30 protein-coding genes and 1 pseudogene are annotated in these 25,017 nt (G+C 33.3%); 13 read left to right on the top strand and 18 right to left on the bottom strand.

Annotation, left to right across the window (positions count from 1 at the left end):
• The first annotated feature begins 6 nt into the window (after positions 1-6).
• The 9 genes from PHV22_RS02395 to PHV22_RS02355 all read left to right on the top strand — a co-directional run bounded on the left by PHV22_RS02395 (position 7) and on the right by PHV22_RS02355 (position 8,034).
• Positions 7-1,065: a quinone-dependent dihydroorotate dehydrogenase gene (locus PHV22_RS02395; protein ID WP_295021005.1), complete on the top strand. Its 1,059-nt coding sequence runs from the start codon at positions 7-9 to the stop codon at positions 1,063-1,065.
• 38 nt (positions 1,066-1,103) lie between these two features.
• Positions 1,104-2,363 (top strand): pitrilysin family protein, encoded by a 1,260-nt coding sequence (locus tag PHV22_RS02390; RefSeq protein WP_299945535.1) that lies wholly within the window; start codon positions 1,104-1,106, stop codon positions 2,361-2,363.
• Entirely contained in the window at positions 2,360-3,253 is an 894-nt protein-coding gene (gene dapA / locus PHV22_RS02385; RefSeq protein WP_295021007.1) for a 4-hydroxy-tetrahydrodipicolinate synthase, read from the top strand. The genes PHV22_RS02390 and dapA overlap by 4 nt, the downstream gene beginning before the upstream one ends.
• Positions 3,253-4,020, top strand: a complete 768-nt coding sequence (locus PHV22_RS02380) for an enoyl-ACP reductase (protein WP_295021009.1) — start codon at positions 3,253-3,255, stop codon at positions 4,018-4,020. The genes dapA and PHV22_RS02380 overlap by 1 nt, the downstream gene beginning before the upstream one ends.
• A 42-nt stretch (positions 4,021-4,062) precedes the next feature.
• Complete coding sequence (locus PHV22_RS02375; RefSeq protein WP_295021010.1) at positions 4,063-4,971, top strand: uroporphyrinogen-III synthase; 909 nt, start codon at positions 4,063-4,065, stop codon at positions 4,969-4,971.
• 72 nt (positions 4,972-5,043) lie between these two features.
• Positions 5,044-5,577, top strand: a complete 534-nt coding sequence (locus tag PHV22_RS02370) for a hypothetical protein (RefSeq protein ID WP_295021011.1) — start codon at positions 5,044-5,046, stop codon at positions 5,575-5,577.
• Positions 5,578-5,752: 175 nt separating this feature from the next.
• A complete protein-coding gene (gene pgsA, locus PHV22_RS02365) occupies positions 5,753-6,307 on the top strand; it encodes a CDP-diacylglycerol--glycerol-3-phosphate 3-phosphatidyltransferase (RefSeq protein WP_295021012.1) in 555 nt (184 codons plus the stop codon).
• Complete coding sequence (gene rseP, locus PHV22_RS02360; protein ID WP_295021014.1) at positions 6,304-7,356, top strand: RIP metalloprotease RseP; 1,053 nt, start codon at positions 6,304-6,306, stop codon at positions 7,354-7,356. The genes pgsA and rseP overlap by 4 nt, the downstream gene beginning before the upstream one ends.
• A 3-nt stretch (positions 7,357-7,359) precedes the next feature.
• A complete protein-coding gene (locus PHV22_RS02355; protein WP_295021016.1) occupies positions 7,360-8,034 on the top strand; it encodes a YggS family pyridoxal phosphate-dependent enzyme in 675 nt (224 codons plus the stop codon).
• A 114-nt stretch (positions 8,035-8,148) separates the two neighbouring features.
• Here PHV22_RS02355 and PHV22_RS02350 read toward each other — a convergent pair whose 3' ends face one another.
• The 3 genes from PHV22_RS02350 to PHV22_RS02340 all read right to left on the bottom strand — a co-directional run bounded on the left by PHV22_RS02350 (position 8,149) and on the right by PHV22_RS02340 (position 10,162).
• Positions 8,149-8,979 (bottom strand): carbonic anhydrase, encoded by an 831-nt coding sequence (locus tag PHV22_RS02350; protein WP_295021018.1) that lies wholly within the window; start codon positions 8,977-8,979, stop codon positions 8,149-8,151.
• A gap of 189 nt (positions 8,980-9,168) precedes the next feature.
• A complete protein-coding gene (locus tag PHV22_RS02345; RefSeq protein ID WP_295021019.1) occupies positions 9,169-9,720 on the bottom strand; it encodes a thiamine phosphate synthase in 552 nt (183 codons plus the stop codon).
• 19 nt (positions 9,721-9,739) lie between these two features.
• The gene (locus PHV22_RS02340; RefSeq protein WP_295021020.1) at positions 9,740-10,162 is read right to left on the bottom strand and encodes a hypothetical protein; all 423 of its coding nucleotides are present in this window, start codon (positions 10,160-10,162) and stop codon (positions 9,740-9,742) included.
• A gap of 157 nt (positions 10,163-10,319) precedes the next feature.
• Between PHV22_RS02340 and PHV22_RS02335 the strand changes: the two are divergent.
• The 3 genes and pseudogenes from PHV22_RS02335 (at position 10,320) to PHV22_RS02325 (ending at position 14,997) form a co-directional block, all read left to right on the top strand.
• A pseudogene (locus PHV22_RS02335) lies at positions 10,320-12,584 on the top strand (ribonucleoside triphosphate reductase).
• On the top strand, positions 12,547-13,248 hold the full coding sequence (locus tag PHV22_RS02330; RefSeq protein WP_295021021.1) for an anaerobic ribonucleoside-triphosphate reductase activating protein: 702 nt from the start codon (positions 12,547-12,549) through the stop codon (positions 13,246-13,248). The pseudogene PHV22_RS02335 and the gene PHV22_RS02330 overlap by 38 nt, the downstream one beginning before the upstream one ends.
• A 45-nt stretch (positions 13,249-13,293) precedes the next feature.
• Positions 13,294-14,997 (top strand): nitrite/sulfite reductase, encoded by a 1,704-nt coding sequence (locus tag PHV22_RS02325; RefSeq protein WP_299945524.1) that lies wholly within the window; start codon positions 13,294-13,296, stop codon positions 14,995-14,997.
• Here PHV22_RS02325 and PHV22_RS02320 read toward each other — a convergent pair.
• Together PHV22_RS02320 and PHV22_RS02315 are read right to left on the bottom strand one after the other, a co-directional pair.
• Positions 14,984-15,661, bottom strand: coding sequence for a response regulator (locus PHV22_RS02320; protein ID WP_295021025.1), 678 nt, complete (start codon positions 15,659-15,661; stop codon positions 14,984-14,986). The genes PHV22_RS02325 and PHV22_RS02320 overlap by 14 nt on opposite strands.
• Positions 15,658-16,863 carry an ATP-binding protein gene (locus PHV22_RS02315; protein ID WP_299945521.1) on the bottom strand — a complete coding sequence of 402 codons (1,206 nt, stop codon included), beginning with the start codon at positions 16,861-16,863 and terminating at the stop codon, positions 15,658-15,660. The genes PHV22_RS02320 and PHV22_RS02315 overlap by 4 nt, the downstream gene beginning before the upstream one ends.
• A 167-nt stretch (positions 16,864-17,030) precedes the next feature.
• On the opposite strand from PHV22_RS02315, the gene radA reads away from it, so the two are divergent.
• Complete coding sequence (gene radA, locus PHV22_RS02310; RefSeq protein ID WP_295021028.1) at positions 17,031-18,377, top strand: DNA repair protein RadA; 1,347 nt, start codon at positions 17,031-17,033, stop codon at positions 18,375-18,377.
• A gap of 166 nt (positions 18,378-18,543) precedes the next feature.
• Here the strand turns inward: radA and PHV22_RS02305 are convergent, their stop codons facing one another.
• From PHV22_RS02305 to PHV22_RS02245, 13 genes are all read right to left on the bottom strand, one after another.
• Positions 18,544-18,735: a hypothetical protein gene (locus PHV22_RS02305; RefSeq protein WP_299945518.1), complete on the bottom strand. Its 192-nt coding sequence runs from the start codon at positions 18,733-18,735 to the stop codon at positions 18,544-18,546.
• Positions 18,736-19,422, bottom strand: a complete 687-nt coding sequence (locus PHV22_RS02300) for a hypothetical protein (protein WP_299945515.1) — start codon at positions 19,420-19,422, stop codon at positions 18,736-18,738. It lies immediately after the preceding gene.
• A 73-nt stretch (positions 19,423-19,495) separates the two neighbouring features.
• Positions 19,496-19,837, bottom strand: a complete 342-nt coding sequence (locus tag PHV22_RS02295; RefSeq protein WP_299945512.1) for a hypothetical protein — start codon at positions 19,835-19,837, stop codon at positions 19,496-19,498.
• Between the two features lie 11 nt (positions 19,838-19,848).
• Positions 19,849-20,196, bottom strand: a complete 348-nt coding sequence (locus tag PHV22_RS02290; protein ID WP_299945509.1) for a hypothetical protein — start codon at positions 20,194-20,196, stop codon at positions 19,849-19,851.
• Positions 20,197-20,816: 620 nt separating this feature from the next.
• Positions 20,817-21,173, bottom strand: a complete 357-nt coding sequence (locus PHV22_RS02285; RefSeq protein ID WP_299945506.1) for a hypothetical protein — start codon at positions 21,171-21,173, stop codon at positions 20,817-20,819.
• Positions 21,173-21,550: a hypothetical protein gene (locus PHV22_RS02280; protein WP_299945503.1), complete on the bottom strand. Its 378-nt coding sequence runs from the start codon at positions 21,548-21,550 to the stop codon at positions 21,173-21,175. Before PHV22_RS02280 ends, PHV22_RS02285 begins: the two co-directional genes overlap by 1 nt.
• 1 nt (position 21,551) lies before the next feature.
• Complete coding sequence (locus PHV22_RS02275) at positions 21,552-21,683, bottom strand: hypothetical protein (protein ID WP_299945500.1); 132 nt, start codon at positions 21,681-21,683, stop codon at positions 21,552-21,554.
• Between the two features lie 13 nt (positions 21,684-21,696).
• Entirely contained in the window at positions 21,697-22,455 is a 759-nt protein-coding gene (locus PHV22_RS02270; protein ID WP_299945497.1) for a hypothetical protein, read from the bottom strand.
• Between the two features lie 2 nt (positions 22,456-22,457).
• The gene (locus PHV22_RS02265; RefSeq protein ID WP_299945494.1) at positions 22,458-23,447 is read right to left on the bottom strand and encodes a hypothetical protein; all 990 of its coding nucleotides are present in this window, start codon (positions 23,445-23,447) and stop codon (positions 22,458-22,460) included.
• Positions 23,447-23,857 carry a hypothetical protein gene (locus PHV22_RS02260; RefSeq protein ID WP_299945491.1) on the bottom strand — a complete coding sequence of 137 codons (411 nt, stop codon included), beginning with the start codon at positions 23,855-23,857 and terminating at the stop codon, positions 23,447-23,449. Before PHV22_RS02260 ends, PHV22_RS02265 begins: the two co-directional genes overlap by 1 nt.
• Positions 23,854-24,300: a hypothetical protein gene (locus PHV22_RS02255; protein WP_299945488.1), complete on the bottom strand. Its 447-nt coding sequence runs from the start codon at positions 24,298-24,300 to the stop codon at positions 23,854-23,856. The genes PHV22_RS02260 and PHV22_RS02255 overlap by 4 nt, the downstream gene beginning before the upstream one ends.
• A 12-nt stretch (positions 24,301-24,312) precedes the next feature.
• The gene (locus tag PHV22_RS02250; protein WP_299945485.1) at positions 24,313-24,612 is read right to left on the bottom strand and encodes a hypothetical protein; all 300 of its coding nucleotides are present in this window, start codon (positions 24,610-24,612) and stop codon (positions 24,313-24,315) included.
• A gap of 17 nt (positions 24,613-24,629) precedes the next feature.
• Complete coding sequence (locus PHV22_RS02245; RefSeq protein WP_299945482.1) at positions 24,630-25,001, bottom strand: D-Ala-D-Ala carboxypeptidase family metallohydrolase; 372 nt, start codon at positions 24,999-25,001, stop codon at positions 24,630-24,632.
• Between the last annotated feature and the right edge of the window lie 16 nt (positions 25,002-25,017).

The raw sequence follows: 25,017 nt of genomic DNA, 5'->3' as shown, positions 1-25,017 counted from the left end.
ACAGATATGATTGATTACCAAAGCATCAAACCTTGGCTTTTTAAACTAGAGCCTGAAAACGCTCATAAACTGGCAGAATTCGCTCTTAGGGTGCCAAATGTTTGCCAGATTCCTTTTAACTCATTTTTAGGGTCTCATTTCATCACAAACAGCGTTTTAACACAAGAGCTTTTTGGTCGTACATTTTTAAATCCTATTGGACTTGGTGCTGGGTTTGACAAAAATGCCACCATGATTCGCGGTATGCAGATTTTGGGTTTTGGTTTTACTGAGATTGGCACTGTTACGCCTAAACCTCAAAATGGAAATCCAAAACCTAGAATGTTTCGTCATATTGACGAAGAGAGCATCCAAAATGCTATGGGATTCAACAATGAAGGGCTTTTGGAAGTAAAAAAGAGACTGGAAAAAAGGTTTCCTTTTACAACTCCAATCGGCATAAACATTGGAAAAAACAAAACGACACTTGATAGTGAAGCAGTAAATGACTATATTTCGTTGATAGAGGCTCTACACACTCTTGGCGATTATCTGGTTATAAATATCTCCTCTCCAAACACTCCTGGGCTTCGCGACCTGCAAAATGAAGCGTTTATAGCAAAGCTTTTTCAAGAAGCAAAAGCAATAACTTCAAAGCCAATTCTACTAAAAATAGCACCTGATATGACAGAAGAAGATGCGGTAACGCTTACAAAGCTAGCGGTTGAGTGCGGTGCAGATGGAATCATCGCTACAAATACGACAGTTGATTACTCACTCGTTAAACACCCAAAAGCTATCGGTGGGCTTAGCGGTGCAGTTTTGAAAAAGAGAAGTTTTGAGATATTTGAAGCGGTGGCAAAAGAGCTTTATGGAAAAACAGTACTTATCTCAGTTGGCGGGATTGACTCCGCACAAGAGGCATACAAACGCATAAAAGCTGGAGCATCGCTTGTTCAGATATATAGTGGGCTCATATTTCATGGACCTGATATGATAAGAGATATAAATCTTGAACTAACAGAGTTAATAAAAGCCGATGGGTACGACAACATAACAGAAGCCATAGGCGCTGACAGAAGATGAGACAATTTTTAATTTATATACTAATTTCAGGAGCCTTAATGGCATCATCACTACCAAAATATGAGACGAAAACTCTAGAAAATGGCTTGCAGATAGTTGTAATTCCGCTACAAAACAACACAAATGTTATCAGTACAGATATATTTTATAAAGTTGGTAGCAGAAATGAGGTTATGGGCAAAACAGGCATAGCACATATGCTTGAGCATATGAACTTCAAATCCACTAAAAACCTTTCTGCTGGGGAGTTTGATAAAGAAGTTAAGAGTATGGGCGGAGTCAATAATGCTTCAACAAGTTTTGACTACACTCACTACTACATAAAATCAAGCAGTGACAATCTTGGAAAATCTCTAAAACTTTACGCAGAACTTATGCAAAATCTAAATCTAAAAGACAAAGAGTTTCAACCTGAACGCAATGTTGTAGCAGAAGAGCGCAGATGGAGAACTGAAAACTCTCCACTTGGATATCTCTACTTTGCAATGTTTAATAACGCTTACACTTACCATCCATACCACTGGACACCAATTGGATTCATGAACGATATCCAAACTTGGACACTAAAAGATATAAAAGATTTTCACAAAACTTACTATCAGCCAAACAACGCAGTACTTATGATAACTGGTGATGTTAAGCCAAAAGATGTATTTAAAAAAGCAGAAAAAGAGTTTGGCGGTATCAAAAACAGAGTAAAAATTCCTGAAGTTAAGTTTATAGAACCTGAGCAAAATGGTCCAAAAAGAGCAATAATCTACAAAGAGAGTGAAGTTGAGATGTTAGCTATGACTTTTCATATTCCAAACTTTAAAAGTAAAGATCAAGTCACTCTAAGTGTGATTTCCGAGATTCTTTTCTCTGGAAAAAGCTCAAGACTATACAAAGAACTCATAGATAAAAAACGCCTTGTAAACAGCATCTATGCTTACAATATGCAAAATATTGACCCAGGTTTGTTTATATTTTTAGCATCGTGTAACCCAGATGTAAAAGTCGAAGATGTTGAAAAAGAGATAATCGCGCAGATAGAACTTATCAAAAATGAAAATGTTGAATTAAGCGAGATTGAAAAGGTAAAAATCAACACAAAATCTGATTTTATATACTCGCTTGAGGGTTCAACTTCTGTAGCGGAACTCTTTGGAAGCTATCTTGTCAGAGGAGATTTAACACCGCTTTTAACATATGAAGATGCTATAGAGAAGATAACAGTTAAAGATGTGAAAGAGGCTGCAAATAAGTACTTTGACTTTAGTAAATCAACAACGCTAATTTTGAAAAAAGGCAAAAAATGAATCTAGTAACAGGCTCAACAACGGCCCTGATAACTCCTTTTAAAAATGGAAAATTAGATGAGCAAAAATATGCTGATTTGATTAAAAGACAAATAAACAATGGAATAAATGCTGTTTGTCCAGTCGGTACAACCGGCGAGAGCGCAACACTAACTTATGATGAGGATAGAATCTGCATGGAGATTGCAGTAGCTGTCTGCAAGGGAACTAACACCAAAGTTTTAGCAGGTGCTGGAAGTAACTCAACTGCAGAGGCAATTGAAGCGGCAAAAACTGCTCAAAAGTGTGGAGTTGATGCTATATTTTCAGTTGCACCGTACTATAACAAGCCATCTCAAGAGGGACTTTATCAACACTACAAAACGATTGCAGAGTCAGTTGCAGAACTTCCTTTTATGCTTTATAATGTCCCTGGGAGAACTGGAGTTGATATCCAAGCAGACACCGTTATAAGACTTTTTAATGATGTTAAAAATATATACGGCATAAAAGAGGCAAGCGGAAACATAGAGAGAACTATTGAGCTTCTCTCTCGTAGACCAGATTTAAAAGTATTTAGCGGTGATGATGCGATTGACTATGCAATACTTGCTAACGGCGGCGCTGGTATAACTTCTGTTACATCAAATCTACTGCCTGATTTTAAAAGTGAACTGGTTGCAAAAGCCCTTAGCGGTGATTTTGCATCTTCAAAAGTTCTTAACGATAAACTATTTCCCATCAATAAAGTCCTCTTTATTGAGTCAAATCCTATCATGATAAAAGCAGCTATGTTTATCGCAGGATTGATTGATACACTTGAATACAGACTTCCACTCGTTGCGCCAAGCAACGACAACTTAAAAAAATTAGAAGCTGTGATGAAAAACTACGAAATTAAAGGATTATAATGACTGGAAAAACTCTATTTATAAGTGGCGGAACTCGTGGAATTGGCAAGGCGGTTGTATATGCGTTTGCTCAAAAAGGGTGTGATGTAGCATTTACTTATGCAACAAAAGCTGATGCAGCAAATGAGATAATTGCCGATGTTGAATCAAAGTATGGCGTAAAAGCTAGAGCCTATAAGCTTGATATTTTAGAGCCTGAAACATACAAAGATGTTTACGCAGAGTTTGATAAAGATTTTGACAGATTAGACTTTTTTATCTCAAATGCTATTATTTCAGGTCGCGCGGTTGTTGGCGGATTTGGTCCATTTATGAGGTTAAAACCAAAAGGGTTAAACAATATCTATACAGCGACAGTTGATGCGTTTGTTGTTGGTGCACAAGAAGCAGCTAAGAGAATGGAGCTAACAGGCGGCGGAAGCATCATAAGTATGAGTTCTACCGGCAATCTTGTATATACTCCAAATTATGCAGGTCATGGAACAAACAAAGCTGCGGTTGAAGCTATGGTTCGTTATGCCGCTGCTGAACTTGGTGAAAAAGGCATTCGTGTAAATGCGGTAAGTGGTGGACCGATTGACACTGATGCACTAAAAGCATTTCCAAATTATGAAGAGGTAAAGAGTGAAGTGGTAAGACGCTCTCCTCTTTCTCGTATGGGAGAAGCTGAAGATTTAACGGGAGCATGCCTTTTCTTGTGTTCAAATAACTCCTCATGGCTTACGGGACAAACAATCGTTATTGATGGCGGAACAACTTTTCAATAAGTAAAATTAAAATATTTACCTACAAGATGTTATCATCCACCCATGAAAAAGATTGAAAAATTGATTGAACATTTAAGCCTCATCTACTATGAATATGATGGGGCAACTAACTCATTTATATTAGATAGAAACTACTCAAACGAGCATATATTCGAGGAACTCATAAAAATAACATATATTTTGAGTAAACATAATATAAATTTTTTTGTAGATGAACATAAATCCTTAGTATTAAACAGTAAAAACAGTTTATCTTTGAAAATAAAAAGAGTTATAGGCTCGTTTATACAAAACATAAAAAACAAATCTTTAAATATATATGTACTAAATGATAAAAAAGTAAAGTGGGCTAAAAATCTCCCTATTATCAAGATAGAGAGCATAAATACAGCTTTCGACATCTCATCATATGACGCACTTATTTTTACCTCAAAGAGCGCAGTATATTCACTAAACTCACATAATCAAGAGTGGAAGAGTAAGCCACTCTATGTCATAGCTCCTCAAACTGCAAAAGTTGCAAGTAATCTAGGCGGTAAAATAAAGTTTGTAAGCAAAGAAAAACATGGGGATGAGTTTGCAGATGAGCTAATCCCTCTTTTAAAAAATAAAAAGGTGCTCTATATAAGAGGCTCCAAAGTTGTCTCAAACTTAGTGGAAACGCTAAATGAAAATGGTGTTATCTGTGATGATGTGATAGTTTATCAAACAGTATGTGTAAACTTTAAAAAGAGGATAAAACTTCCAAAAAAATCTGTAATAATTTTCTCTTCTCCATCCACAATAGAGTGTTTTTTAAAAAATGCCACTTGGGATGAGAGCTACAAGGCTGTATCCATTGGCCACACCACCAAAAAATATTTTCCACCATACATAACTCCAGTTGTTGCCGACACACCTTCGCTTGATTCATGCGTGAAAAAAGCTATAGAGCTGTTATCAAAAAAGTAGAGTATTAGTGCTTTATTTCATAAAGCACTGTATAATGCTCGACTGTACAAATCAAAAAAAAAGGAAATTAACATGAAAAACATAAAAATAAAATTAGCTATTTTATCTTGCTCTTTAGTTATTAGCTCAAGTCTAGTGGCCGATGCAACACTTCCTCCACCGATTCAAGATGTTGTAAAAATGGAAAAAATGGCAGGTCCTGCAGGAGCATTTACAACAAAGGAGAGTTTCCCAAAAGATTACTTTTTGATGCCAAAAAATCTTCCATATCTAGTTGGTATGACTCTTTATGACAACTCAAGCGCAAAGTTAAATCTATCAAAAGAGCAGATTGATGCTATTTTAAAGATTAAAGAAGAGCTCTTATCGAAGGCAACAGAAAAAGCTCTCATTATTAAAAAACTAGAACTTGCTATGATGCAAGAAATTGGTCTTAAATATAAATCTAAAAAAATCAAAGAGCTTTATCCAACTGTTGATAAGATAGCAAAACTAAGAGCGGAACTTACAAAAATGCATCTTGTTTGTATAGAAAAAGTAAAAGCGGTTTTGACACCCGCGCAGTTTGAAGAGATGTTAGACTACGGTGTAGTAAATATGTTTTAAATTATAGAGTCAATTTTTTTCAAGAATTGACTCTATCTGCAATATCTATATCCTCAAATCAAAACTAATTATTTCAAATTATCAGTAATTGTTTTTATCACAAAAGCAACAAATATATCATCAAGCCTATCTTAAGAGCCTAAAAGTTAAAATACGCGAAAAAACAAGGCTTTTTTTGTTAAATCTTCCTAATCTATTAGCATTCTTGCGTATTCTTTTAGCTCCAATTATGTTTTGGATAATTCTGAATCCATCTCTATTTACGGATGCGGGTTATCACATTTCATGGAGTTACTTTACGGCTTCGCTCATCTTTGTACTAGCTAGTGTGACTGATTTTTTTGATGGTTATATTGCCAGAGAGTGGAACCAAATGACTATGCTTGGAGCAATCATCGACCCACTAGCTGATAAAATGCTTACAATAGCTGCTTTTTTAGGACTCATGATGGTTGGTTCCGCTAGTGCTTGGGCTATATATATCATAATTATTCGTGAACTCTTTATCACAGGCATCCGTACAGTTGCACTTAGTGAGGGTCTAGACATCAAAGCCTCTTGGTCTGGAAAAGTAAAAACCGTTCTGCAGATGATTGCGATTGGCTTCTTACTTATGCACTGGTCATTTGGAACTGAACTTTTATGGCTTGCAGTCGCACTTACGCTCTACTCTGGTTTTGAGTATCTTTGGGGATTTAAAAAAGCCATTTTAACGAGGAGCAACAAATGAGTTTTTTAGTATCTTTAGCAGTTTTATCTGCGCTAATATTTTTTCATGAATTAGGTCACTACTTTGCAGCTCGTGCCGTAGGCATTCGCATAGAGGTTTTTAGTATAGGATTTGGTAAAAAAATCACTTCATTTAACAGATGGGGAAGCGAATGGAGGTTAGCACTTATCCCACTTGGCGGGTATGTGAGGATGAAAGGTCAAGACGATAGCGACCCAACAAAAAAAAGTTATGACAGCGATAGCTACAATGTAAAAACTCCACAACAAAAGATTTTTATTCTTTTGGCTGGTCCACTTGCTAACTTTGTTTTAGCGTTTGTTCTCTACTTCATAATTGCCATCGGAGGACCAAACATCCTCTCTCCAGTTATCGGAAAAGTGCTTAAAGACTCTCCTGCTTTTGTTGCTGGACTAGAGAGCAATGATACGATTTTATCTATAAATGGGGTAAAAATTGAGACTTGGGAAGAGATGGCAAAGAACATCGAATACTCATCGGATTCACTCAAGCTAGAGGTTTTAAGAAATGGGCTAATACAACAGATAGTATTGATACCAAAAACAACAATTACCACAAATATGTTCAATGAAAAAATCCAAAAAAAGATGATAGGAATTGGAAGTGCGGGAATTACTCACAAACTTCAACTCTCTCCAAATGAACTTTTTTCTTACGCGAAAGATCAAACAGTTTTCGCCTCTACTCTAATTTTTACAGGGCTTAAAAAACTCATAGTCGGCGAGGTTCCAGCAAAAGAGTTAGGAGGTGTTATCTCTATTGTTAAATTAACATCTGATGCAACCGATGCTGGATGGATGAGTGTTTTGTTTTTTGCAGCTCTTATATCTGTAAATCTAGGAGTTTTAAATCTCTTACCAATTCCAGCACTTGATGGCGGACACATAATGTTCAACCTATACGAACTAATCTTCAGACGAGAAGCGAGCGAAGCAATAGTTATAAAGCTAACAATAGCGGGTTGGGCTGTTCTTTTTATGCTTATGGGACTTGGGTTATACAACGATATTAATAGACTAATAGGATAAAAGATGAACATTGAAGAGTACAAGCTATATATTGACAATATTATTAGAAGAGTTGAATTTGCAAGAGTTAGAGTAAGTGGGCATCACATAGTTAAAATTGTAGCGATTAGTAAATACTCTACAACCGAAGAGATAGAGGCGCTATACAAAGTTGGTCAAAGAGCATTTGGTGAAAACAAAGTTCAAGATCTAAAATCAAAGAGTAATGAGCTTGAAGATTTACCACTTGAATGGCACTTTGTTGGCAATCTACAAAAAAATAAGATTAACAATCTTCTAGATATAAACCCAGATTTATTTCAATCACTTGACTCCATAGAGCTGGCAAATGAACTGCAAAAAAAGCTTCACGAGAGAGATATGACTCTGGATACACTCCTTCAAATAAACTCCGCAAAAGAGGAGAGTAAGCATGGAGTTATGCCAGAAGTTGCAATAGATATATACAGAAAGATTCAAAAAGAGTGTCCAAACATATCTCTAAGAGGTGTTATGAGCATTGGAGCTCATAGCGAGGATAAAGCTGTAATAAAAAAGAGTTTTGAGTTAACTCACGCTATTTATAAAGAACTAGGAGATGCGTCAATCTGTTCTATGGGAATGAGTGGGGATTTTGAACTAGCAATTGAGTGTGGGTCCAACATGATTAGACTTGGCTCAATTTTATTTCCTAAGTAACTTCTTTAAAATTATTATCTTACATATTCACTCTGAAGTATTTACTTCAGAGTTTTGCTTGCTTAATAATCAGCAATCTCTTTTAAATAATTTTCCTTTAAAGGAAGTTATAATTTAATAAACTACTTTTCTAGCATTGATTGGCTGAATAGGTCTATTATTGTTGTGCTCAAACAGATCTAAAAACTCTTTTGTCTGCTCTTTTGATATGGTAGTATAGTTTTTAAGAACCATCCATCTTACGCCCTCACTACAAGGTGGAGTTGTTAATGAACCATCAAATCTATAGTATCCCTTATCTTTTGGTAAAAGTGCGTTTACTTCGCTAGCTGGAATATCTAAAGACTCTTTTTCTCCACCTTTTTTAGGCATCTTTGCCCATACTTTTTTCAAAAATGGATTTTCAAGACCATCTTCAAACATTAGTGCAACTACTGCCAAAGAACCATCTTTTGTGGCGTGAACAAAATGCCCCTCAAGCGGAAAATGTTCACCATTAATCTGATTTTCACTTGGTGTATGAAAGTGAAATTGAATCAATGGAAACTTAATTTCATCCACAGTAATACTACTTCCTTCATCAAAATTAACCTGAATAGTGTGTCCGTTGTTAATTACGGATGATATACTAGTTTTATAATCAAATCCAATCTCTTCCAAGCTATGAGCCTGAACTGTAACACTTTTTGTAATGTTAATAGGAGATTGACTTTTACCATCTTTACATAACTTGTGCTCATCTGAGAGTAAGCCCCAATTTTCTGGTCCCGCATGACCCGTATAACCCCAATGAGTTGCATGCTTTTTATCCACTTTTTTGGTTGAACTCGTAACAGAGTCAGTTTTTTTGGTGTTTATAGATTTACTTATAATCTCACCAGACAACAAAGCAGAACAAACGACAACAGATAGTAGAGATTTTACTAGAATATTTGGTACCTTCATATTTTAATCCTTTTTTTTATTTTAAAAAATAACTATAACTAAAATAAATAAATTATTATCATTATAAAATAACTTTTTATAATACACATAATCATAAAATAAATATTTATTTTCATTAAAATAGGCTATATTAGGCATTAAAAGCATACTAAGTTAGCAAATTATTTAATTATTTTATTTTATGTTATGTTACAAAAAGTATCTAATAGAAGCAAATCCATAAGCATTTGTTTCTTGCAAAATATCAACCTGCGATTTATTTACTACTCCACCAAGAGCGAAAATTTTAATATTGCACTTACTTAGAAGCCCTATTAAATCATCTAGCCCTTTTGGCTCGCCTTTATTTGGTGAAACAAATATTGGACTATATGTAACTGCATCAGCACCGAGCTGTTGGGCTTCTAGAACTTCATTATGAGAATGTGTGCTGATTATAACTTCAAGCCCTAAGCTCTTGGCATAGCTTATCTCACCAAACTGCTTTGAATTTAAATGAACTCCAGTCGCATTTAATTTTTTTGCTAAATCTATATCTTGATGAATAAAACTTTTAACTGAATTAAATTGATTGCAAATTCTTATAAACTCAATAGCTAACAAATCATAGTTTGGATTTTCTTTATCTCTAAAAAGTACATATTCTGGCAAATATTTTGTAAGTTTTACTTGTAGAGTTGTACTAAATATAGCAGTGTCATTTGTATATAACTCTTGTGATGTTATGAGGTACTTTTGCACAAAACTATCTTGGTGATTACTATTTTTTAAGAGAGGTAAAATCAACTTTTTTTACATCAATATTTTCTTGATATATATTTTTTAAAATATTAGTTTGATGTTCCAATCTATTAAGTAAGTATTGCTCAGTAAAATCGTATTTTGATTTTGCGTAACTTATATAGTCTTGTAAAAACTCTAACTTTTTCATATCATCATCAAAGTAGATACCACTAATGATGTCCTCTATAATCTCATATTCATGAGTACACTCTCTTAAAAAATCATACGATAAATCAATAGTTTTCATGCTGTCTATCGCTCTTGAGAATGCAAAATGATTATAAAGCATACATCCAACAAAATACTCTATATCAGACTTTTCAAACTCACTATACTGATGACTCTCATCACTAAAATGCTCATGCCAAATTTCTAAAATTTTTTCTATTTTTTTATCCATCTAAAATTATACCAACCATTTTTTTATAACATTATATTGTTATTTTTACAATGATGATACATAAAAACAAGTAGTGACAAAAGCGTGACACATTTCATCATTGAAGTTTAACCACTCATTATATAAACTACTAAAATTTATTTTTTTGGAGCAAGCTATGATTGAGAGTATTTTAAAAAGAGATGGTACGCACAAAGAGTTCTTATCATTTAAAATTGAAGATGCTATCAAAAAAGCTTTTGCTTCTCAAAATGTGACCTACGACAGTTCAATATTTTTCAATGTTTTAGAAAAACTCAAAAGCAAAAGAGTTGTTGCGGTCGAAGATATACAGGATTTGATAGAAACTGAACTCTTCAAAGCTAGATATTTTGATGTAATGAAGTCATTTTTACTCTATCGACACCTACATAAACTTCAAAGAGATAGCCTACTTGACGAAGATACGACATACATTAACTCCACGCAAACAATTGAAGAGTATATTGGCGGAACTGACTGGCGCATAAAAGCCAACTCAAACACAGGTTACTCAAATGCAGGACTTGTAAATAATACAGCAGGTAAAGTTATAGCGAATTACTGGCTCGATAAAATCTACTCCAAAGAAGAAGGTTATGCTCACCGTAATGGTGACTATCATATCCATGATTTAGATTGTTTGACTGGGTATTGTGCCGGATGGTCACTTAGAGCGCTACTGGATGAGGGTTTTAATGGCGTTAGGGGCAGAGTTGAGAGTGATGCACCTAGGCATTTTCGCGAAGCTCTTGGTCAAATGGCAAACTTTCTTGGAATTCTTCAAAGCGAATGGGCTGGAGCACAAGCTTTTAGTTCATTTGATACATACTTAGCACCTTATGTTTTTAAAGATAAACTCTCTTATAGTGATATAAAAAAAGCTATTAGAAGTTTTATTTACAATCTCAATGTACCCGCCAGATGGGGACAATCTCCGTTCACAAATATCACGATAGATTGGACAGTACCAGAGGACTTAAAAGCACAAATTCCAACATCAAAACAAAATCACATCTTTAAAAATCTAAAAGATGCCGAGCTTGAGAATGAAGCACTTGCAAGAGGTTGTAAAAATCTTATAGATATGACATATAAAAACTTTCAACCTGAAATGAACCAAATAAATAGAGCATACTATGAGATAATGACAGAGGGCGATTTAACTGGGCAACCTTTTACCTTCCCTATTCCAACCGTAAACATAACTGAAGATTTTGATTGGTATGGAGAAAATACTGATGTGTTATTTGAAAATACAGCAAAAGTTGGTTCATCATATTTTCAAAATTTTATAGGATCTCAATTTAAAAGAGATATCGATGGCAAACTGGTTCCAAACGAAGAAGCATATAAACCTGGACATGTAAGAAGTATGTGTTGTCGTTTGCAACTTGATCTTAGAGAGCTACTAAAAAGAGGTGGTGGTCTCTTTGGTAGTGCAGAGATGACTGGAAGTATAGGCGTTGTAACTATCAATATGGCGAGACTTGGATTTTTATATAAAGGCGACAAAGATGCTCTTTATGCTCGCCTTGATCAACTTATGAATCACGCAAAAGTAACACTAGAGAAAAAGCGTGTATTTATACAAGAGATGTACGACAGAGGTCTTTATCCATACACAAAAAGATATCTACCAGGATTTAAAAACCACTTCTCAACCATTGGTGTTAACGGCATAAATGAGATGATAAAAAACTTTACAAGCAATGGATTTGATATAAGCTCTGAGCAAGGAATTGAATTTGCAATAGAGATATTAAACCATATGAGAGATAAAATGGTTGAGTATCAAGAAGAGTCTGGAAACTTATATAACCTAGAGGCAACGCCTGCTGAGGGAACAACATACAGATTTGCCAAAGAAGATAAGAAAAGATATGGAGACTCTATCATACAGGCTGGATTTGGTGATAATATATACTATACAAACTCATCACAAATTCCAGTTGACTTGACAAATGACCCATTTGAAGCACTTACTCTTCAGGATGACTTGCAGTGCAAATATACTGGAGGAACCGTTCTTCACTTATATATGCAAGAAAAAATAAGTTCAACTGAAGCTTGTAGAAAACTAGTGAAAAATGTAATAACAAATTTTAGACTTCCATACATCACAGTAACTCCGCTCTTCTCAGTTTGTCCTAAACATGGATATATCGCAGGCGAGCATGAGTACTGTCCAAAATGTGATGAAGAGATTTTGAATGAAAATAGTTTATCTTAAACAAAGGAGGAGAACAAAATGAGTAAAACTGAAGCTTTAATAATGTTAAAAGACAAAAGACAAAAGTGTACTGTCTACACAAGAGTTATGGGTTATCACAGACCTGTTGAGAGTTTTAATTTAGGAAAAACTGGTGAACACAAACAAAGAAAACAATTCACTGAGTGCTAAAACAATATACGATTTAACATCATTCACTCACTTAGACTACCCTGAGCATCTTGCGTGTATAGTGTGGTTTAGTGGGTGCAATATGCGATGTGACTACTGCTATAACAAAGATATAGTTTTTGCAAAAAATGGAAAATACTCCCCTGATGATATTTTAACCTTTCTAAAAACTAGAGTTAATCTGCTCGAAGCCGTTGTGCTATCTGGTGGAGAAGCATCTTCATACGACTTAATATCATTTTGTCGAAAGATACGAGAACTTGGTTTTAAAATCAAACTAGACACAAATGGAACAAACTTTACACACATAAAAGAGCTATTAGAGCTAAAACTGCTCGACTATATAGCACTTGACTATAAAGCACCTGAATCAAAATTTACGCAAATTACACACTCAAACAAATATGATGAATTCTCAAAAACGCTGGACTTGTTAATAAACACAAAGTTTAATTTTGAAACAAGAACAACAATCCATAACGAACTTCTTGATGCCGATGATATAAACAAAATCATCCTAGACCTAAAACAAAGAGGCTACAACAGACCATATTATCTGCAAGAATTTTTAGATACAGGTTCAAATATTGGAAATATCACAGCACCAAAAAAGAAATTTAATAGTTCACTTTTACTCAAAGAGATTGAAATTGTCTTTAGATGACCTATATCAATAAAAATTATTTTAATTATTAGATAAAATACCTCTATGGAAGAAAAATTAAATAAAAGAGAGCGATACAAAGCTCAACTAAAACCGATTGATTACTATAAAGATTTTGATAATCTTGACTTTGAGAGTCTAACAGAAATAGATAGATTTTATCTTCAGGACTTTGGAATATTTAACACAAATTTTCTTGAAGATGAGTTTACCATCCGCATCCGTATCCCAGGCGGAAAAATCAGTGCGGATAATTTTCAAAAGATAGCCAATATTGTTGATGAGTATAATCTAACTATTATCTTGACAGCAAGAAGTGGCATTCAGCTCCACGGCGTTGAGGCAGAGAATGTTTTAGAGATACACAAGCGCATAAATATTCTTGGAGTATCCACATGGCAGAGCTTTGGGGATAATGTTAGAAATATTATTACAGATGCCTACGATGGATGTGGGGAGTTCTCTGAAATAGAAGCTTATCCTCTCGTTATGGCAATGCATAACTATATTATAGAAAATCCTCGCTATGTCGGGATGTTGCCTCGTCGTATCTCTGTTGGAATATCTGGTAATCGCTCAAATGTAAGCTCATTTTTTGCAAATGATATATACTTTGGGCTTGCAAAAAAAGATGATGTTTTTGGATTTAATGTATATTTGGGTGGTAAAAATACAGAAGTGGCAGTAAGCGCTGATATATTTTTACTAGAGAGTGAAGTTTTTGATTTTTTTAAAGCATTTATTGAATCTTTTTACATTCATGGTTCTCGCTCTTCTAGGGCAAAAACTAGAATCTTTCATATGATTGAAGAGATTGGTATGGATGCCATTAAAGCTTTCATACAAGATGAGTATAAAAGTGATTTTCAAAGCAAAGGTGAGTTAATCTTTGAAAAAACAAAGTTTAATGAGTTTCATAAACTAAAAAATGGTAAATACGGATTTTGTTATCAAACAGATTTTTCAAGGTTAACAACTAGCGAAATAAAAGATATAGCCTCATACGCTACTACAAACTCTCTAGAAATTAGACTTGGAATGGATCAAAATATCTATCTAATCGGTTTAGATAAGCCATCAACCACACTAAAATCACAAGCACTAAGCAGTACTATCATTGCGTGTGCTGGAAATCTTTGTCCATATGCAGTTTGGAGTATTAAAGATGAGACTTCATATCTTCCGCTTGATAAGATAAATAAGCATGGTATCGAGGTTGGATTTTCTGGCTGTGCGAAAGGCTGTGGAAGGCATAGACACACAGATATTGGTCTTATAGGTTTAAAAACAAACAACTTTGGTGACACAGAGGGAGGAGCTAGAATCTTTTTAGGAGCGGAGCACTCAGATGGTAAAGCTACTTCGAGACAACTATTTTCTATGGTTCCATTTTTTCATCTGAATCGTGTTGTCTCCATTATTATTGAGCTATTTGAACTAAGCGGATATGATAATTTTGAAGAGTACTCAAAAAAAGTTTTAAACAGATATTCAGAAGAGTTTTTATCTTTGTGGGTATTGGCTATTTTTGAAACGAATCGTATGATTGCACTGCCACAACAGAAGCAAATAGAGAGCTTTGAGCATGAGACGGCACTACTTAAAAAAGAGTTTGATGGCTTGGATTTCTTTGATTATATAGATTCAAACTTTTTCAACTCTGTTAGCTATTTATCTAAAAAATTATGGACAATTGAGGGAGCTAGTCCCATCTACAAGCCATCCATAGATAGAGTTAATTTTCGTTAATTGTAAGCTTGTATCCAACTCCAGTTATATTTAGAACTAAATCTTTTGAGGTTTTTTCTCTAAATCTGCGGATAAAAGTTCGAACTCTCTCATCGCTCGCCTCTTCATTCCATAGTGTTTTTTTAATTGTTATAACATCAATAACTTCACATTTTTGTCTAAGCATCAAGGATAAAAACAGTATCTCTTTTTTAGAAAGTGCTATAAATTTATCATTCTTGTAGAGTGAATTTGATGATTTGTTGAATGTGAACTCATCGCCAAGTCCAATTAATTTATTTGAAATTTTTGGAATAATCTGTTCAATATACTCTAAGATATCATCTGGTTCAAACGGTTTCATAAAATATTTTGAGACACCAACATCTATCGCGCTGAGAAACTTCTCTTTCTCGCTAAAAGCACTTAGCATTATAATTACAATATTTGGATCAATCTGTTTTAACTCTCTTGCCATCTCTAATCCAGATAAGTTTGGCATCTCAATATCAGTTATCACAATATCTGGTCTTCTTTTTTTAAAAAGTGCTATACCTTCTAAACCATCTTTTGCGATAATAAAACTATGAAAATTCTCACCTATTGCATCTTTTAGCAATCTTGTAATATTCTCCTCATCCTCCACAAGCAGCACTTTAAGATCTTTTATTGCTCTATGTTTCATACTGACGCCAATGGAATTTTTATACTAAATGTTGTTGTTTGCTTTTTGCTTTTTGCATCTATTGTCCCATGTAAGCCCTGCTCACAAATCATTTTTGACATAAATAGTCCAAGTCCAGTTCCACGACTTTTATGCTTTGTTGTGAAATATGGCTCAAAAATTTTGTCTATATTATCTTTTTTTATTCCACCAGCATTATCCTCTACTTCAATAATTGCAAATTCATGGTCTTTGCGTAGAGTTATATTTATCTCTTTTATCAAAATACCATTACTTATAAATGCATCTTTTGAATTATGTATAAGGTTTATGATAACCTGCGTAAGCTCATTTTCAACCCCAAGAACTTCGATATCAACAAGATCTGTTTTTATGTTTATGGCTTCTTCTTTTATGATGTTATCCAAAAGAACTAGTGATTCTTTTATGCTATTGCTAATGTTAAAATAATTTTTTGCTTTATTTGGTTTAAAGAAGTTACTAAAATCATCTATAGTTTGAGACATATTTTGTATGATATTTTTGCTCTCACTGTAAAACTTTGCCACACCATCAGTGTTACTATTTTGAGCAGATTTTTTTATATTAAATATAGTTAGACTAAGCTCTGTAAGCGGTTGTCTCCACTGATGTGCTATATTTGCTAACATCTGTCCAAGACTTGCATGTCTTGATTGCAAAAACATAACTTCTTGCTTATCCTTATTTTTCTCTATTTCATCTTTTACACGCTTTTCTAAGGTTTTATTTAATTTTTTTAGCTCTATTGTCTGTTCTTCAACTCTTTTTTCAAGATTTCTGTTTAGCTCTTCATACTCCTGTTCTTTTTTCAAAAGCTTATCTTTTAACATTACCTCTTGTGTCACATCATATCTTATTGCCACAAACTCAACTATCTCATCATGTTCATCAAGTATAGGAATTATTGTGGTATTTAAATAAAAAACTGAGCCATCTTTTGCTAGATTTTTAACAGTATCTTTATATATATTTTTTGCATTTATGGTATCCCAGAGAAGTTTAAACTTCGCAGGATTAGCATCTGGATCTTTTATAATGTTGTGATTTTTACCAATGAGTTCGTCTTTTGCATAACCGCTAATAGCGCAAAACTCATCATTTACAAATGTTATGATTCCATCTATATCTGTTTTTGAGATTATATTGCTCTTTTCTATTGCCCGAATAAACTGTTTGTGCATAATTTATTTTACTTTTTATTGAACTTTTATCACCATTTTATCTAATTTATCAATTAAAATTCTTTCATACTGAGTCTAATTATTAAAAAAATATTTCAATTTGTCATATTTTTTAGTTGCGTACACAAAAGTAGTATAATTCTTCAATTACCAAAACAAGGCAATTTATGGCAAAGATTAAAGCACTATTTGAGTGTCAACACTGTGGGTTTACAACTCCAAAATGGATGGGAAAATGCACAAATTGCAACGCTTGGGACTCATTTATAGAGCTCAATGAACATCAGCAAGAGGTAGTTAAAAACAGCAAAATTGCCTCAAACTCAGCTTCAAAAGCAATCAGCATGAACAAGATCATAGAGAGTGAGGTTTTTAGATATAGTTCACTAGATAAAGAGTTAGATATGGTTTTGGGTGGCGGTATTGTCCCTGGTTCTCTTACGCTAATTGGAGGAAGTCCTGGAGTTGGCAAATCAACACTTCTACTGAAAGTTGGAGCAAATATAGCATCACTGAATAAAAATGTTCTTTATGTAACTGGTGAGGAATCAAGCGGACAGATAAAACTTCGCTCAAATAGACTTGGTTCAAACCAAGACACTCTTTTTCTGCTAAGTGAAATAAGACTAGAGCAGGTTTTAATTGAGCTAGAGCATAGAGAGTATGAATTTTTAATCATAGATTCTATCCAAACCATGTACTCCGAAAACATCTCATCAGCTCCTGGTTCTGTTACTCAAGTTAGACAGATTACATTTGATTTGATGCGAATTGCAAAGGATAAGGGAATAGCTATTTTTATTATCGGGCACATCACAAAAGAGGGTTCAATCGCTGGACCACGAGTGCTGGAACATATGGTTGATACGGTTTTATATTTTGAAGGCGATAGCTCACAGGAACTTAGAATATTGCGAGGGTTTAAAAATCGTTTTGGACCGACCAGTGAAATTGGGGTATTTGAAATGAAACATAATGGGCTTATCTCTGCCACCGATGTTGCATCAAGATTTTTCAACCGCAACTCAGAACAAGCAGGTTCTGCACTTACGGTAATCATGGAGGGTTCTCGCCCAATAATCTTAGAAGTTCAAGCACTAGTTTCAGAATCTCACACAGCAAACTCAAAAAGACAAGCGACTGGCTTTGACAACAACAGGTTAAATATGCTTTTAGCACTTCTTGAGAGAAAATTAGAGATTCCACTCTCTGGTTATGATGTATTTATAAACATAACTGGTGGAATCAAAATAACTGAAACTTCAGCTGACTTAGCAGTTTTGGCTGCCATTATCAGCAGTTTTAGAAATCGTGCGATCTCAAAAGATAGCGTTTTTATAGGCGAAGTCTCTCTTGTTGGCGATGTTAGAGATGTATATGCTCTAGATATTAGGCTAAAAGAAGCATCAATGCAAAATATTTCAAAAGCTCTGGTACCAAAAAAACCACTGGAGAAAACAAAAATAAAAACATTTATTGTTGATGAAGTTACAAAACTTTTGCAGTGGTATTAACATTAAACTGCACAAAATCAAATAAATTTAACTATACGATATAATATAGAAAATTCTGTGATAAATGTCAAGTAAATTGACTTTATAATACAAATTCTTTATTTTTAAAATTTTAACTGTTTTTTTATGTTTTTATCAATATAGAGCTTTAAAAGCCTAATTATAACTATTTATAAACTCTATTTTCTATTTTTTCAATATCTCTAATAATAGTTTGTTGATTCTTTTCTAAATGTGATAAGCGGAGGTCGAGAGAAGTGAAACGAGAACTAACGCCGTAAATCATCTTGGCAATATAAGAAAGTATTGTAAAAATACCAATGAGTAAAGCAATAACAGCAGAGGAATCAATACCCATCTAAGCCAACTTTATTAAATGAAGATATGAACCTGATTGAATAGTAACAGCGGAACCACTAACTTCGCTGGAAAATTGTATTTGACAATTACCAGAGTTTGAACCAGTAATTATAATACCTTTTATAATTGCTGTATGATTAGAATTAGCAGAAGTTACACCAGTGCCTTTTACATTACCAGAATTTAAAGGAATTAAAGCACTAGGAAGATTTAAAGCCAATCGAGTAGATGATTGTATATTAACAATAGGGACAACAATCTCAACTAAATTTTGAGAACCCAAAGGAGTTAATAAACCAAGATTTAAACCAGTAGTAGTTACAGAACTTTGAAAGGTTACAGAACAGTAAATTTCATAAACACTATCAGGAAGAAGAGATAAAAATAACTCATTTATATCAACAAGAGTAGATAATGTAGTTTGTTGTATCGAAGTAGATAATATTTTTTGAAAAGGTATCGAACCTGTATCACCTTTATCGCCTTTTTCACCTTGAATACCATCAACACAAATAGGAGGGTTATCAATAATAGAAGTTAAAAAAGTGTTCATCTGAATTAAAGAGTTTTGAGCGTTTTCTAAATCTAAAAGAGTAGGATATTGCAAGTCAAAAATAGGAGTGATTTCAGAATCTAAAATGCCCTTAACAGTCAAAAGAAGCTCAAGAGCGTTATTGCTTGTCATAATTTAAAGCCTTATTAAAAAATATTATAAAATACAAAATGCTACAAAAAAGTAGCAAATTGTAAAAAAATGATTAGTAGCTAGTTGCTCTCATTGAAGTAATAACAACTTTATCAGCTTTTACACCGTTAAAAGTTTTACCCTGAAGAGCAATAACAACATCACCCTCGTCTTTAGAAGTTGGAATTACAAAACGCAAATAAGTTTTTGCGAAAGTAGTCTCATTTTGAAGCATGACGGTAACATCACGAGCAGTTGAAACAGCATCAGAGCCGATTTTTGAAGTCTCTTCAAAAACATCATACTCACCATCAAGAACAGCGTCAGCAAATGCAAGTGCAGAAGCATGACCGGCAGGAACATAAGAAAATAAGCGTTTTTCGCCTAATTTATTGATAATTAAAGATTTTGCCATTTTTTTACCTCCTAGTTTCTATCATAAAGAAGATTTGCATAATCTGCTTTAGTGTTTACATCATAAGACGCATCGAATGCACCAATAACAACAGCTTCAATCTGAGAGATTCTAGCAGTAGATTTAGCGTGCGGAATTGTGAAAGAACAACTTACTTTAGTAGCTCTATCGCCACAACTCATCTTTTTTTTATTAAGAGAAGCTGGATAAACAGAAACAGAACCACCAGAAGCTTTCAAGTCATAAGTCATGACTTCACCCTCTAAAATAGCCTGCAAACCTGCAAGGACGGCAGTTGTAGCGTCAACAGTAATATGAGCAACTGATTTGCCCTTGATACTTTGTTTAATATATGCCATATATAAACCTTTTTTTTGGATTTGTTTTTTTAAAACGAGAAAATTTATATAAATAATTTTTGTTTGTAAAGTGTAACTTTTTAAGAGAAAAAGAGCGTTGATACAATAGTTTTAAAGGGGTACAAGTTGCACATAGAAGCAAAGAGTGTAAAAACTTTTTGAGAAATTGAGGTTTGAGGATATTCGGCTTTATTTACGCCCTATCGCACTATCGCTTGTAACCCTTTTTTTAAGAAAAAAAGTGTCTTTAGTTTGATGGAAAGATTTATGAAAGATGAGATTTTTCGCTTTTTTGGATCTTCGCAAGTGGCAAAGCCACAGCCGAAGAAAAAAGCTTTAGAAAATAAGAGAAGATTAATTTGATTAAAATTTAGGTAGAATTTTAGGAGATTAGAATAAGAGGGAATTTATGAGGTTGATTTTGAGTTTGTTTAAAATGTCTTTAATGATATTTATAGCTTTAAATGCAATAATTTTTGTAATTGGCTTTACTGCATCAATGGAAAAGCATAATATAGGAAATAGCTATTTTAACTTTTTAATATTAACAATTATATCAATAGTAATAACTTACAAAATAGGTAAATTTATACTATCGATAGGAAAAGAAACGCAAGAATCTATTTTTTAAACAGAGAGCTAGTTACACTATCTACTTTTAAGCCATCAATTTCCATATTTATTTTAGCAGAATTAAAGATATCAACTTCATCTTTTGAAAGTTTGAGATTCTGCATGACTATTTGTCTGGATTTTCTAGAAGCATCATTTTTTAAAAATCCCTTATATAAACTTCTGTAATTGAAATCATCAATAGGCGGAGTTGTTTCGTCTATATACTCAACTTTTAATATCTCTGATACTTGCATAGTTGTTAAAGTGTTATAGTGAGCTAGAACACAAGCAACATTTTTAAATTCGCCATGAGCAACTAGAGTGCGTTTACCTTGTTTTAATTGTATTTTATAGTTTGGCATTATGTAGTAATTTCCAAAATAGAAGAATAAGAAGACAAAACAGAACTACCACTAAGAGATACTGTAGTAGTCTTCCAAGTATAAGGAAAACCAGAAGCTAATCGACTATAATAATCTAAAGTAATTTTAAAATTATTACCACCAATATAAATTAAATCTCTAAAAACATAACTAATACGATTAGAATCATAAACAGGTTGAGAAGCAAGAAAATCAAGATTTGAAAAAAGAGTAGAATAAATACATTTTTTTATATCTCCATTAAATATTAATCTCAAATTACAATATTTTTTAACACCATCTACAAAAATATCAGATTGTGAAAAAGAAACACTAAGTCTAACAATTTTATCACAGATACAAGAAAGAGGAATCATATTATAAAATCTGCTCTAAGGATACACTAGACAAATCGCCCATAAGTGCAATAACAAGAGATTGCAATAACCTCTGAATATCTCTTAATCTTGTTAACTCTTCTAGTGCCATATCTTCACAATTAATTGCCATTTTAACCCCTTTTCTATAATGCAGATGTAGGCTTATGAACAAAGCCTAATCCGTTTATGAGTTGAAACATTTGCTCAGACAAACCAGATATATTACCTGCACTATCTTTTACAAACATAAAATCAGCTATTTTATTCATATCTTCGACATTTACAATGGTGGCAGTATCACGACCTAAAACTTTTCTGATGATTTGTTCGTCAGTTGCAGTAAATGACTTTGTAAACAGTTTAAACATTAAAGTTTCATTATATCTTGAAGCCATAGAGTTACCTAAATCGTGATGAAGTTTCTCTTTGTTGACTAAATGCTCTTTTTCAGCAATACCAGTGTTATACATTTGAACGCTGTTTGTTGTTGAACCATTAGCGGTAACAATCGCAGTAGTGCCCTCAACGACAACTTTAGATAAATTTATATCATCACTAAAAGAAGTTTGAAATAAACCTAATTTTTTAAAAAGTTTTACACCTTTTAATTTACCCTGTAATTTTTCTTTAGCTTTTGTTGCAACTGATGAACCTAAGATAAGAGCAACTAAACCAGAAGCTTTCAAAAAAACAGCATTAATCAAATTTTCTTGTTTTTGAATCATCATGAAAATTAAACCGCTTGTTAAAATTGTGATAGAACTTGCTAAAGCCTCTTTGACAATATCGCTATGTATATCTTTTGTAAAATCTTTAATTTGATTTTGAGCCTCTGGATATGCAGTTGCATATAAAATGTTTTCAAAAAACTCACTAGCAGAATTTTGACCTATTGAATTCATACTCAAGGAGCAACCTCCTTAAGATATTCTGTAATTCTTGGATATTTCAACAACTCAGATAAATCTGGCATTTTAAAGATTGAGTTATAATCATCATCATCTAACTCAAAGGTATTCTCATCACTATTTTTTTTAGCTACTACGGCGTCTTTATGTGCTCTGTACATTTGAGGAGATAAAGCAGGGATATCATTGCCGAAATTTTCTAGTTGTATTTCTGTGGTTTCTTTGGTATAGTAATCTAGTTTTTTAGTAACTAAAGCAAGTTCATCTCTGGTTCTTGCAGTTACAGAAACTAAATCTTCCAAAGTAGAGTTTAGTTTAAGTTGATTTTCTAAAGTTAACTCATTATATGCAATAGTTGTATCTAAAGCGTTTTGCGAATGTATTGTCGTTAAAGTAGCACCCTCTTCCATTTTAGAAAATTTATAACCCTCCCACTCTAATGAATTATTAAAATTGTCTAGATTAGCACTTTCAAAAGCTCCTCTAATTTCATTTGATAAAGCCATCTCATTAGCTATGCCAGCCAAAACAGTAACAATCTCAGAAGAACTATCTCTTAAAGCTTGAAAACCCTCATATAAAACAGTAGCAACTAAAACATTACCCTCATTTATATTTTTAGCAATCTCTAAGCTTTGTTCACTAGAATCTCTTAAAATTCTATTTAAACTAAGTTCTCCAGATAATGGCTTAGGATTATAAGGAGTAGAATCAGGAGCGGAGGGAGTTATATCAGATGATGGCAAAGGCTCATAATCTGATATACCTTTTTTTCTTAAAATTGATTTAGCACCATCTACGAGAAAGTCTACAACATCAAGACCAGTAGAGACATAAGGAATATTACCTCCATATTTTCTAATATTTTCAGGAGTTAAAAAAGGATTAATATCAGGTACAACATTAGGATAATATTTCTGAGGGTTAGTATTAGAATTTGAACCATAATTAACAACTGCAATCTCATACTTACTTTTTATAGACATTATAAAACCTTATGAAAAGAAATATGGCCAGATGGAAAATTTGAAGTATATTTAACACTATCTACTATATAACTCACTGTATAAACAATTATAAAATTAGTTAAATCAACAGGGAGCATATGAGAACTCTCAACAATACAAGGAATGTTATCTAAACCAACAACATCAACCAAATCGCCAGCTTTAAAAGCTTTTAAGCTCATATCGTCAACAAATGGAATATTATTATCAAAATAAACTTTAATACCGTCAGCAGTTGGAAGAGAAGAAATCTTATTTTCTATTCTATCCAAGACACTAATTAGTTCAACAAGCTTATTATTTATATCAGTTAAATCACAATTAACAACACTAGAGGGATTATTATCACCCTCGCTATAACCAGATGAATAATCAATAGAGTAAATCATGTTTGAGGAGCCACAACAATAGCAACATCAGAAAAAGTAAAAGATACTTCAATATCACTCATCTTAACTAAAAGAAAACAATCAAAGGGAACAGGATTAGAATCAGCTCGATTAATGTCAAAATCAAAATAAGTACCGTTTTCGTCAACTAAAGCAAGTTCTAAACATTCAGGAATCGCAGAACCTCTAATTAAAGTAATATCAACAAAACTACCAGACTGCAAAGAAAAGCATTTAAACTCAGTTTCATTTAACAAAATATTAAACGATTGAACACCAGACAAAACATAATCAGAAGAATCAATCATAAGTGAAGCACACTCACGAGCAAGCAAATAAGAACAACTATTTAACAAAACAGAAAACTGCATTAAATACTCAAAATTTTTATCAACTTGCAAAGAACTCAAAGGGGTATCTAAATCTTTTCTATAAACTAACATTTTTTTTGCTCCTTAACTAAGCATTTTTGATGTCTTACCCATAAAAGCAGACATAGATTTAAGATTTTCTGACAACATTTTTAGTTGTTCAAAATCAACATTTTGAGAAGCTATCATCCTATCAAGACGCATAGCAGTACCACTTAAACCGACAACAGAATCAGATAGAAAATCATCATCCACAGTTTCCATATTAGATGTTAAATTGCTTGCAAGCATTAAACCACCACCTATTGCAGGATTAAAAATCGTTGCAACCTTGCCAATATTTTGAAGAACACTTGAAACAGTGCCATCTCTTAATAATTCCATTAAATTATCTTTCATTTTTAACCCTCGTTATAAAATATGATATTCATAGGTTTAGACATATCAACATCAGCGTGAACAAAGTCTTTATATATGCCGATTCGTTTGAAACCAGCTTTTAAAAGACCAAAAACAATCTTAAATCTTTGCTCACTGTTTGATATATGAATATCTACAGCAAAACCGTCAAGATGTGCAGAGTTTGGCAAACCGCCAACAAGTTTATTATGAGCAACGCAAGAACAGCCACGATTTAAGAAAAACGGCATACCTGCATAATCTCTAGCAGTGTTTAATATGTTTAACAAAAATTGTTGCATATTGTTGAGACCGCAACCACATTTACAATCAAACTCCTCTTTTTTGAAGAATTTGCCATAATTTTTATCCATTTTTTGGACTCCTTTT

It is taken from the genome of Sulfurimonas sp., from assembly GCF_028713515.1.
Lineage (GTDB): Bacteria > Campylobacterota > Campylobacteria > Campylobacterales > Sulfurimonadaceae > Sulfurimonas.
Note: the sequence above shows the minus strand (reverse complement) of the source record. Positions and strands in the feature narration are given on the sequence as shown.